This window comes from bacterium (assembly GCA_021159335.1).
Lineage (GTDB): Bacteria > UBP14 > UBA6098 > B30-G16 > B30-G16 > JAGGRZ01.
The window spans coordinates 1-12032 of sequence record JAGGRZ010000107.1 but is presented as its reverse complement, the minus strand read 5'-3'; the positions used below and the strand labels follow the sequence as shown (position 1 = coordinate 12032).

General features: G+C 47.0%; 8 protein-coding genes and 1 rRNA gene. 2 read left to right on the top strand and 7 right to left on the bottom strand.

Going from position 1 to position 12032, the window contains the following annotated elements:
• From J7J62_06050 to thrS, 6 genes are all read right to left on the bottom strand, one after another.
• Nucleotides 1–2088, bottom strand: a 23S ribosomal RNA gene (locus J7J62_06050); the annotation flags it as partial.
• Nucleotides 2089–2271: 183 nt separating this feature from the next.
• Nucleotides 2272–3180 carry a T9SS type A sorting domain-containing protein gene (locus tag J7J62_06045; GenBank protein ID MCD6124715.1) on the bottom strand — a complete coding sequence of 303 codons (909 nt, stop codon included), beginning with the start codon at nucleotides 3178–3180 and terminating at the stop codon, nucleotides 2272–2274.
• A 19-nt stretch (nucleotides 3181–3199) separates the two neighbouring features.
• Nucleotides 3200–4198 carry a hypothetical protein gene (locus tag J7J62_06040; GenBank protein ID MCD6124714.1) on the bottom strand — a complete coding sequence of 333 codons (999 nt, stop codon included), beginning with the start codon at nucleotides 4196–4198 and terminating at the stop codon, nucleotides 3200–3202.
• A 43-nt stretch (nucleotides 4199–4241) separates the two neighbouring features.
• Complete coding sequence (locus tag J7J62_06035) at nucleotides 4242–5474, bottom strand: hypothetical protein (GenBank protein MCD6124713.1); 1233 nt, start codon at nucleotides 5472–5474, stop codon at nucleotides 4242–4244.
• 82 nt (nucleotides 5475–5556) lie between these two features.
• Nucleotides 5557–8043 carry an ATP-dependent Clp protease ATP-binding subunit gene (locus J7J62_06030; GenBank protein MCD6124712.1) on the bottom strand — a complete coding sequence of 829 codons (2487 nt, stop codon included), beginning with the start codon at nucleotides 8041–8043 and terminating at the stop codon, nucleotides 5557–5559.
• A 90-nt stretch (nucleotides 8044–8133) separates the two neighbouring features.
• Complete coding sequence (gene thrS, locus J7J62_06025) at nucleotides 8134–10056, bottom strand: threonine--tRNA ligase (protein ID MCD6124711.1); 1923 nt, start codon at nucleotides 10054–10056, stop codon at nucleotides 8134–8136.
• A 96-nt stretch (nucleotides 10057–10152) separates the two neighbouring features.
• On the opposite strand from thrS, the gene J7J62_06020 reads away from it, so the two are divergent.
• On the top strand, nucleotides 10153–11043 hold the full coding sequence (locus J7J62_06020; GenBank protein MCD6124710.1) for a ChaN family lipoprotein: 891 nt from the start codon (nucleotides 10153–10155) through the stop codon (nucleotides 11041–11043).
• Nucleotides 11040–11735 carry a hypothetical protein gene (locus J7J62_06015; protein ID MCD6124709.1) on the top strand — a complete coding sequence of 232 codons (696 nt, stop codon included), beginning with the start codon at nucleotides 11040–11042 and terminating at the stop codon, nucleotides 11733–11735. The genes J7J62_06020 and J7J62_06015 overlap by 4 nt, the downstream gene beginning before the upstream one ends.
• A 25-nt stretch (nucleotides 11736–11760) precedes the next feature.
• Here J7J62_06015 and J7J62_06010 read toward each other — a convergent pair.
• Nucleotides 11761–12032: hypothetical protein (locus tag J7J62_06010; GenBank protein MCD6124708.1), on the bottom strand; the 272-nt coding region annotated here is incomplete at its 5' end.

The following is a 12032-nucleotide window of genomic DNA, read 5'->3' as shown; positions in this document are numbered from 1 at the left end:
TTACCCGACAAGGAATTTCGCTACCTTAGGACCGTTATAGTTACGGCCGCCGTTTACCGGGGCTTCGGTTCACCGCTTCTCCCGAAAACTCGGGATAACGGCTCCCCTTAACCTTCCGGCACTGGGCAGGCGTCAGTCCCTATACTTCCCCTTTAGGGGTTAGCAGAGACCTGTGTTTTTGATAAACAGTCGCCAGGCCCGATTATCTGCGGCTCCTTTCGGCTTCGTAGGCGAGCTACTACACCTACTCGGAGCGCCCCATCTCCCGAAGTTACGGGGCCAAATTGCCGAGTTCCTTGAGGACGGATAACTCGTGCGCCTTTGGATACTCACCTCGCCTACCTGTGTCGGTTTGCGGTACGGTCACCCAGCCTTCAACGCTTAGGGGCTTTTCTCGGCAGCGTGGAGACCGGGCAGTTCCCCCGATTTTAATCGGGGTCCCCATCGGGTCTCGGAGTTTTATGTGGGCAAGGATTTGCCTCGCCCACCTCCTACGCCCTTAGACGCGGACGACCAGCGCCGCGCTGCCCTCTCCTTCTGCGTCCCCCCTTCGCTCCAGCTGGGTGGGGCCGGAATATTAACCGGCTTCCCATCACCTACGCCTTTCGGCCTCGGCTTAGGGGCCGCCTAACCCTGGGAGGACTGACCTTCCCCAGGAAACCTTAGGCTTTCGGCGAGCAGGGTTCTCACCCGCTTTATCGCTACTCATGCCGGCATAATCACTTCCCAGCGCTCCAGCAAGCCTCACGGTCTGCCTTCACCGCGCTGGGAACGCTCCCCTACCGCCAGGGCATGCAACGCATACCCTGACCCGCAGCTTCGGTACCAGGCTTAAGCCCCGATCATTTTCGGCGCAGAACCACTCGACCGGTGAGCTTTTACGCACTCTTTAAAGGATGGCTGCCTCTAAGCCAACCTCCCGGCTGTCTGCGCAGCCCCACATCCTTCACCACTTAGCCTGGATTTGGGGACCTTAGCTGGCGGTCTGGATTGTTTTCCTCACGGTGATGGAGCTTATCCCCCATCACCTCACTCCCGGGTATTGCGTGCAGGCATTCGGAGTTTGCCTGGGTTTGGTACCCTTACGGGCCCTAGCCCAAACAGTGCTCTACCTCCTGCACGGTCCACCCGAGGCTGCCCCTAAAGGCATATCGGGGAGAACCAGCTATCTCCGGGCTTGTTTGGACTTTCACCCCTACCCACAGGTCATCCACGAGCTTTTCACCGCTCTGAGGTTCGGGCCTCCGTCCGGTATTACCCGGACTTCACCCTGCCCATGGGTAGCTCGCCCGGTTTCGGGTCTACTCCCAGCCACTTTGACGCCCTGTTCGGACTCGCTTTCGCTACGGCTCCCCGCCTGAGGCGGTTAACCTGGCGACTGAGAGTAACTCGCCGGCTCATTATTCAATAGGCACGCCGTCAGCCGCCTCCCAATACTGCCTCCGAAGAGGCATGAGAGGCAAGCCTCCGACCGCTTGTAGGCACACGGTTTCAGGTTCTTTTCACTCCCCGCACTGGGGTTCTTTTCACCTTTCCCTCACGGTACTAGTGCACTATCGGTCGCCACCGAGTATTTAGCCTTGGAGGGTGGTCCCCCCAGATTCGGACGGGATTCCACGTGTCCCGCCCTACTCGGGAACATTGCCGACGGAGTCTCCTAGCCTTTCGCCTACGGGGCTTTCACCCTCTCTGGCCTACCTTTCCAGGTAGTTCGGCTAGGCTGGAGATTTGTAACTCCGCGACCCTCACGCCGGTCGGGTCCGGCAATGTCCCACGACCCCGCTGCGGCAACGGCCGGCGCCTTCTACGCCGCAGTCGGTTTAGGCTCTTCCCCGTTCGCTCGCCGCTACTAAGGGAATCTCGGTTGATTTCTTTTCCTCCGGGTACTGAGATGGTTCAGTTCCCCGGGTTCGCCTCACACCCCTTATGTATTCAGGGTGTGATATCCCTTGACGGGATGGGTTTCCCCATTCGGAGACCCCCGGATCTACGGTTGCTGCCACCTCCCCGGGGCGTATCGCCGGTAGCCGCGTCCTTCATCGCCTGGTGGCGCCTAGGCATCCACCGTGCGCCCTTAGTATCTTAACCAAAACCCTCTCGCCATCGAGTATCCAGCGCAAAATCTTCCTCTTAAATTTTCAAAGACCAAAACCTCAATTTTCGCAAACTAAATTATAAATTTGACACTACAACCTGTCAAGGGAAAATTGTTAATCCTCCCCCGAATGAAAGGATAATTATTTTATCACTACACTCCCTAAACCTTTGTAGTTACTTTAGGAAAAGAATCTTTTTTGAGACAACCTTTCTTCCCGAAATTCTAACGACAACACTATAAATCCCAGATTCAAGCCTCCCGCTCGAATACCTGTCCGCATTCCATTTAAATGATACTGTCCGCCCAGAGACTAATTTCCCCAACTCCTTAGAATAAACTTTTCGTCCAAAAATATCGTAAATATCAACCTCGCCTCCGCCCGATATATCCGGAGTAAACATAAAATTAACCTCCGAGTTAAACGGGTTGGGGTATGCCTTAAAGTCCGATTTTGAAGGTCTAAGTCTATTACTTCGAACCTTGGTGCCAATGGGTGTTAGAACCAGGTACCAATAAACAGGGGGAGGAACAGTCTCAAAGGTTGTATCCCGATAATCTCTCCCATCCGGACCATGAGTAACATACTCAACGCTTCCATCTATGTATTTTATCTGGACGAAGAAAGAATCATGAATAGATGCGGTCATCGGCATCGAATCAGGCATCAGAATGCTTGCGAAATTATTGGGCCACGCATGCCAAACCTGCGGCGATAATGTATCTGGTCTTACTCGTGGTAGCACATTGTTCCAACCAGGGGTGCTTATCGTATGCATCACTGTTCGTCTCCAGCCCAAAGAACTATCCTTGGCCCAGAATTTAAGAATGTAGCCTCGCCATGTAGAATCGTTGTTAGTTGTCCCCAAAGGAGTAGCATCAAGCGAATCGGAGTAGCAATGAGCCTCACCTGTGCTGTCAATCTCGCCAAGACAAAAATAGAACACCAATAGCGTGAATGAACTATTGGCTTTTGAGCCCGATATAAAAGAAGAGTTCCCAGGAACTGTATTGATGTCCTGAGAACCCCAAACCATAGAGCCCAATAATGTCAAACACCCTATAGCAACGACTAACAGTCTCATTTATTTCCTGCTTTCGGGATTACTTAATAAATGTCATTTTCTTCTTATCAAGCAACTGACCATTTACAATAAACTTATAGAAGTACACGCCCGAGGGCACAGGCTTTCCGGCATCATCCGTGCCGTCCCAGACTACTTTATAGCGTCCCCTCTCGCGGAAGCCGTCCGCAAGAATTTTAACCCTTCTCCCCACTATATCGGTAACCAGAAGTCGCACTCTGCATTCACCCGGGACTGAATACTCTATCGATGTCGATGTATTGAACGGGTTCGGCGTGTTCTGACCCAGATAAGGCCTTTCAGGAATAACAGAGTAGGGCTCAGTAGTTTTCAAAACGCTGGTGTCTATCAGCACAACTTTCCACTCAACCATGGAGGATGTCGGCGTGAGGACCGAGTCGAGGTAGTAAACTCCTGAATCTTGATATGTAGTGTAACTCTCGAACATAGTATCGACCACATATATTTTGACGAACATAGAATCACCGGAGGCTACTGTAAGCGGGTTTCCATCGCGCTTCTTAACATTCGCGAAATTATTAAACCAAACATGAACACCAGCTATAGTTGAGCAACTTGCGCAAACCGTACATCGTTCACAAGGTATAACCACATTCCAACCAGGAGTATTAACATAATGCGTGTCCGATACTTCATAGCTGTTCGATGAGTCCTTCATCCAAAACATCAGCACAAAACCGTGCCACACGGTGTCTGATGTAGTAGTATCAGTATCAGGCAACCAAGCGTTCTGACATGTCGTTGTGCACGATGAGAAGGAATATGTCGTGGAACATGTATTACAAACGCCCACCGTTTCGCTGGCGCAATGAGCGTTCCCGCTGCTGTCAAGGAAACCAAGGCAAAAGTTTATTTTAAGCAAAAAGTAAGGCATCGACATTATCGATTCCCTTTGATGAGCAGGCAAGTTAGCTTTTTTCTCAACAGGGGTAGCTGCACTAACAACTGATATCCCAAGAAAAACCGTTAAAATAATCGGAATAAACATCTTTTTCATAATTCCCTCCTTATATCGATATAATTATATTTCGATATCATGCTTACGGGCAAGCAGGCCAATGACCACCTGAACCCTGAATAAGCACTATCAACGGCTCGCCCGGATAAACATATCCACCAACATTGTACCACATCGGTCCAAGCTTTATGGCTAAGGGTTCAATATATGGTGGGCTCGCCACCCATCTATACAAAGCCAAAGCATCAATGCCCGGACGGCTATCTATATCCTGGGCAAGCAAGTTCGCTGGAAGAGGATAAGAACCGTGAAGGTCAATAAGCGTGTTGTATTCCTGATAGGGAACAGCAAAAATGTTATATCCCGCTGCCGTGCCCGTCTTTTTGGTAAAATAAAAGCAAGTATCCTTGGGAACAGTGCCGTAATATGCATAATAGGTTCCATTATTAGAATTATATCCAAGGCTCCAGATCAAAGTATCACCTGCGGAGAATGTGTCGGCAAGATAAATAATGTAAGCCCTTCCCGGTTTCACCGTTCCGAAGTTGTACCAAGTGCCGAACATCTTCATCGCCAACACATCTTCTGTCTGATTAGCTGCGTTCCATTTATAGATGTATTCACAGCCGGGAATCTTTTCAGCTAAATATCTTGCCTGATTACCATGAGATTCAACATCGTGGTCAACTAAAGGATACGAAACAATGTTTCTCGTGTAGCTTGAGCTATACACCACGAGCCGCTGGTCATACTCGCCGACAGGAGCCGATGGTCTATCCGATGTGTGTCCAAGCGAATCCTGTGCTACGACTGTATAAAAATAGTTCACATCAGGGTCGCCAACACCTTTGCTGCTCGAAACCAAAACTGTATCAAAGAATCTATCATATGTCGTATTGCTCGTCCCAGTCCAGTTGTAATTTCCTGAGTCGGCATAGATAGCGCTCTCTATAGGGTCTATCATCAATGTGGAGTCACTTCCGAACATCGTTATATCGTCCCAATCGAAAAGCGCCCATGGTGCACGATATACGAACCATGTCTCACCCCTGTCCTCTGGACCTGGACCTACAGCGTTTATCTTCACATATTCGCTATCAGTAGTCCTATTTATTTCGTCAACATAAATTAGCGGCGACGGCGGTCCAGGCGGCTGCCTTAATGTGAGAAAGATGAATACATGTGCGGCTGTATCTGTATAAACTACCGTCGGTGCAGAGGGCACACCACCTGATGGCCCAGAACCTCCCCCCGCTGAGAAAGCTATACCCACAAATAACAAAATAGCAGAAAACACCGTTATCGGCTTAAACATTAAGTCACCTCCTGTATTCCTCGATTAGCATTTATAAACTTTTTTAAAACATATTTATAATACAATAATTGTCAAGACATTTTTAAGACGCATGTTCCGTTTCTATAACCTCAAAATCATCGCCTTCGGTTTTCACTGACGATTTCTCTATTTTTTTCGTCGGCGTGAATTTAAGCGATTCCCCGCCTTTGGCAACATCAACTTTTATCACATGGTTCCACGGTATCTCACCAGAAAGCAGCTTCTTTGAAAGCGGACTTTCTATATGTTGCTGAATGGCTTTTTTAAGCGGTCTCGCACCCATTTTGGGGTCGTAACCACGCTTAGCTATCCATTGTCGCGCCCTATTAGTAAGCTCTATGACCAGCCCTTTATGCTTTATACGCTCGTTTATCTCAGCTATCTGAAGATCGACTATCTTTTCTATATGCTCAAGCGTTAGAGCGTGGAATATTATTATCTCATCAATCCTGTTTATAAGCTCTGGACGAAGTGTCTTTTTAACATTCTGCATCAATGTGTTCTTTATCTGCTCATAGTCAGCCAGCCCCTCGCTCCCCTCAAATCCCAAGCGAGCCGAAACAAGCTGCTCGGTTCCGATGTTGGATGTCATTATAATGATAGTATTCCTAAAGTTTATTCTGCGTCCGAAACTATCGGTTAAAAATCCCTCGTCAAGAATCTGAAGCAGAAGGTTGAATACCTCGGGATGAGCTTTTTCTATCTCATCGAAAAGGACCACCGAATACGGATGTCGTCGCACAGCCTCGGTAAGCGTTCCTCCCTCCTCGTAACCAACATACCCCGGCGGAGCACCGAGAAGTCGAGAAACGGAGAACTTCTCCATGTATTCAGACATGTCAATCCTGTGAAGCGCATCGAGCGTTCCGAACATAAACTTGGCGAGAACTTTGGCCAGCTCGGTTTTCCCCACACCAGTCGGTCCCAAAAACAGAAAACTTCCCATAGGGCGATTAGGATTGCCAAGTCCTGCGCGAGAACGCCTTATAGCATCTGCCAATGCCCGTATAGCTTCCTCCTGCCCTATAACATGTTTTGACAGCTCCTCCTCAAGCTTCAGAAGCCTCGTCTGGTCCTCCTGGCTCAGCTCTTCAACAGGTATGCCTGTCATTCTGCTGCAAACTTTGGCCACATGCTGAGCAGTCATCGTTGGTCGGTGAAGGTCACGCTGTTTCTGCCAATTCCTTTGCTCCTCCGCAAGTTTTCCGCGAAGGAACCTCAACTCGTCACGAATGGAAGCCGCGCGCTCGTAATCCTGCTCCATTATTGCCATTTGCTTCTCTTTCTCCTTTATCGCGATCTTTTCCTCAATTTCGACGAGATACTTCGGTTTAACATAGGTCGCAAGATTTAGCATGGCACCGGCCTCATCTATAAGGTCGATAGCTTTGTCAGGCTGCTGCCTGTCCTGGATGAACCTGTCTGAAAGCCTTACCGCAGTCTCAATAGCCTCATCTGAAATCTTTATCTTGTGGTGCTCCTCATAATAAGGACGCAACCCCTGAAGAATCTCTATTGTTTCCTGATAATTAGGCGGTTCAATAAGTATCGTCTGGAATCTCCTCTCAAGCGCGCCGTCTTTTTCTATGTACTTACGGTATTCCTCAGCAGTAGTGGCTCCTATAACTTGCAATTCACCTGATGCGAGAAGCGGTTTAAGAATATTTGAGGCATCCAGCGCCCCTTCAGCACCACCCGCGCCGACTATGGTGTGAAGCTCGTCTATGAAGATTATTATATTTCCGTCGGCTATTATCTCATCTATAACGGACTTTATTCTTTCCTCGAATTGCCCACGATACTTCGTTCCTGCAACCATTGCCGCCAGGTCGAGTGCAACGACACGCTTATTTTGCAAAAGATAGGGGACATCCTTCCTCGCTATTTTTTGTGCTAACCCTTCAACTATAGCCGTTTTCCCGACACCGGGCTCACCAATAAGAACTGGATTGTTTTTCTTTCGACGACAAAGCACCTGAATAACTCTTTCGATCTCCCTTTCGCGCCCTATGACAGGGTCGAGCTTATTTTCGAGAGCCTGTGCAGTTATATCACGGGAAAAACTGTCGAGAGCCGGGGTTTTTCCTGTTGATGTGCGGCGCCTTTGATGTTCAGCGGTTTTAAGCGATGTTAAGTATCTATACGCATCGCGGTAAGTAAACCCAAACCTTTTAAGAATCTGAGCCAGCGAACTTTCCGGGTCTTTTATAAGTGCAAGAAGCAAGTGCTCGGTTCCCACCCTCGGCGAACCAGTGTTCCTCGCCTCAACAGCAGCAAGCTCCGTTATCCTTTGTGCACGAGCAGTCATAACTATATTGCCGACGAAAAAGCTTTCGCCGCCCATCCCAATCATGTCCTCTATTATCCGCTGGACCTCGTCAGGGTTTACATTGCCTTGAAGCATTATTTCAACTGCAGTATTGTTGCCGTGACGGATTATGGCGAGCATTATATGCTCGGGGATAACATAACTGTTACCCAATCTTGCCGCTTCCTCGCGGGCAAGGTCGAGAACTTTTTTGTAATTTTCTGAATAAATTATAGACATACAAACATCACCTCTTTTATTTTTACTACTTCCTACTATTAAAATAATTCAATTCGGTTTGACTTCAAGAAAAACTTTTACAAAAATTCATTATTTTTTATTTTTTATGTCATTACGCAAATTTTTTATGAAATTACTCAAAGTCATCTGACCCAAATCACCAACACCATGCCTTCGGACGGATACCGTTCCTGCCTCAACCTCTTTGGCTCCCACAATAATCATATATGGTATCTTGCGCACTTCCGCGGCTCGGATTTTGTAACTAATCCTCTCGGAAGAATCGTCCAATTCAACTCTTAGGTCTTCATTGAATAGCTTACTATAAACTTCCCTTGCATAGCCAATGTATTTCTCGCTGACAGGTAACACAACAACCTGAACAGGCGCAAGCCATACTGGAAAGTTTCCTGCATAATGCTCAACGAGAGTCGCGAAAAATCGCTCTATAGAACCGAGAAGCGCACGATGAATCATGTAAGGACGCTTTGGCGTACCGTCTTTGTCTATGTATGTCATGTCAAAGCGTTCCGGCAGGTTAAAATCGAACTGAATCGTCGAACACTGCCACGCCCTGCCAAGTGCGTCTTTAAGAACTATATCTATTTTTGGACCGTAAAATGCTCCGCCACCCTCATCAATTTCATACGGAAGTTCGAGAGCTTCTATTGCTTCTTTAAGTGAATGTTCGGCCAAATCCCAATCCTTTGGGTCTCCAACGAATTTCTCTGGTCGTGTGGAAAGGTATATCTTGAAGTTCTCAAAGCCGAATGTGCGTAAAATGTAAAGCGAGAATTTCAATACCTCCCTTATCTCATCTTCCACCTGATCGGGTCGGCAAATAATGTGAGCATCATCCTGCGTGAACCCGCGAACCCGAAGCAGACCATGTAGAACACCGCTCCTCTCGTAACGATAAACAGTTCCAAGTTCCGCCCATCTTATGGGAAGTTCACGGTATGAATGTCGTTTTCTGTTGTAAAGCTTGATGTGAAACGGGCAGTTCATCGGCTTAACGAAGTATTGCTGTCCCTCGAACTCCATCGGTGGATACATGTATTCTTTGTAAAATTCAAGATGCCCGCTTTGTTGCCACAGCACCGACCGTCCAATGTGAGGAGTGTAGATAAGCTTGTATCCATGTGCTCGATGTTCTTTCCGCCAGAAATCCTCGATAACCTCTCTTACTGCTGAACCGTTTGGGGTCCAGAGGACGAGCCCTGGTCCTACTGATTGGTCGAACATAAAAAGGTCGAGTTCTTTACCGAGCCTTCTGTGGTCTCGCTTCTCAGCTTCCTCCCTAATTTTAAGAAACTCATCGAGCTGGGACTTTTTGGGAAACGATATACCGTAAATTCTCTGAAGCATTGGATTGCGCTCATCGCCACGCCAGTAGGCGCCAGCTATAGAAAGCAATTTAAAATACTTTATGTATCCCGTAGATGGGACATGCGGTCCACGACAAAGGTCAACGAAATCACCGACGATGTATATGCTTACAGTCTCGCCCTCAGGAATCTCTGAAAGGATTTCGAGTTTGTAGCTCTCTCCAGCTTCATCAAAGATTTTATATGCTTCTTCTTTGGATACTTCTTTTCTGATAAACGGAAGGTCAGCTTTTATTATTTCCATCATTCGTGCCTCAATCTTTTCGAGGTCGGCTGGGGTGAACGGTTCTTTCTTGTCGAAATCGTAGTAAAAGCCCATATCAATGGCAGGACCTATCGCTACTTTCACATCTGGAAAAAGGTCTTTCACAGCATGTGCCATGACATGCGCCGTTGAGTGCCAGAATGTCTCTTTGCCTCGCTGATCATCGAATGTTAAAATCCTAAAGCTAATAGGTTCAGCAATGTTTTCGGGAAGCGGGCGAGTTAAATCCCAAAGTTTGCCGTCAACGACTGCTACCAGCGCAGCCTTTGCAAGCCGCTGAGAAATCCTTTCAGCGAGGCTTAACGGCGTCGCACCCGCTTCATATTCAAGCTCAGAGCCATCTGGAAGTTTCGCTTTCATAACAAATCCTCTCAAATTATATTTAGTATTCGCAATTTATTGAAAATCGAACTTGTGTCAATAAATTGAACCAAAAAAGCAGGCATGAGGAGAAATATGAGAAGAATATTCGTAGCAATAATAGCAATGGCCACGATTAGTCTGACATGGGCACAGTATGATATTTTCACGCAAAAAGGCGAAAAAATTAACCTCGATTCCCTCGTCACGCTTCTATCAAACTACGATGTGGTGTTCTTTGGCGAGAAACACGATGACCCTGTCGCGCATAAACTTGAGCTTGAAATATTTAAGAACCTATCGAAAAAATGGGGTAAAATCGCTCTTTCCCTCGAAATGCTTGAGGCAGACGCACAACCTGTCGTTGATTCATACATATCTGGCAAAATAAGCGAGAAGGAATTCAAAGAAAAAGTTAATTTGTGGCCAAACTACGACTCCGACTACCGTCCATTGGTGGAATTCGCCAAATCCAACGGAATCCATGTTATAGCTGCGAACATTCCTCGCAGGCTGGCGAACATGGTTGCCAAAGGTGGCATTAAAGCTTGGAATTCGTTGAACAATGAGGATTTAAGCCTGATACCTCGAATGACCTACTTTTTCAACGACAAATACAGGGAACTTTTCGAAGCTACCATGAAAAACAACCCCATGATGAAGCACATGAAAAATGTGTCCATAGAGAATCTTTATCACGCCCAATGCGTTAAAGACGAGAAAATGGCGGAATCAATATCAGATTTTCTGAGAGAACATCCTGATTACCATGTTTTTATGTGCAACGGAAGTTTTCACAGTGATTATCATCTTGGCATAGTGCAGAAACTTTCGATAAGAAACCCAAACTTAAGAGTCGCAACTATATCGGCAATACCAGTCCCCAAACTTGCAAAAATTAACCCAGAAGCATACCTTGACCGCGCCGACTTCGTTATCCTTACATTCCACGGGAAAAACAAAAAAGATTCGGAGGGCAGCAAATGAAAAAACTTACCTGTGTGACAACTATTTTCGCATTTTTTCTTCTAATTAATGCGTGGCAATTATCACTCAAGATATCGGAAAAGCCCTCATTCACGCTCGCTATTGGAATGAAGGATAGCGCTACGGATTTATTTGACCCACGCATAGATCGGGCTGCACCGCCCATACTTCCAACGGGGATTTTCCCTTATATGCCAATCTGGGACAAAAAATACCCCTACATACGCTCTTTGTGGTGGGACATTCGCTCGCCCAAGGATAGCGCAACATGGAAAATAATAATCCACAACATGAAAGACAGCGTAACAATCACATGGCCCAACGATTCACTCCCGAAAGGAAAACTAACAATAAACAATTACGACATGCGGAAACTGGCTGGGAAATTTAAAGCACCACCGAATGATACGATAATCATCATAAAATACTTTAAAAAGCCACTGGGAAGTTTTCTCCCCGGTAACATAAAATTCTCGCTCCCCGATGATGCAAAAAATGTTAGCATAGTTATAGTTGATGAAGGGGGAAATTTGCAGGACAGGGTTGAATTAGGTTCCCTTAAGGCAGGCGAGCATTCCATCTCGTGGCAACCCAAGAAGACGGGCGACTCGGGCAAATTCTATTATTTCGCTATCATAGCTGACGGAAAACAGGTCGATTCAGGAAGGTTTTCACCAGCGGGGAAGAAGTAATATATCAACTCCAGTTGTTTAGACCTCACCTCGGCACATAAATTTTCCCATCATTCGGCACCAAGAACCAATACCCTTTGCCTGGTCGAAGCGAATCGGGAACAACATAAGAACCCGTGCTGTCCAGTTCAAATATCCCGAGAATCCAAGTCCCAACAACGCCAACCGACCTAGTATCTACCGCAAAACTCGGACAACCAAGCAAATTCCAGCCAGCAAAAATATCCGACTTATACCTTGGGAACCGCACACCAGAAATCACCAAAATAGTGTCCCGAGCACTGTAAACATAGTAGC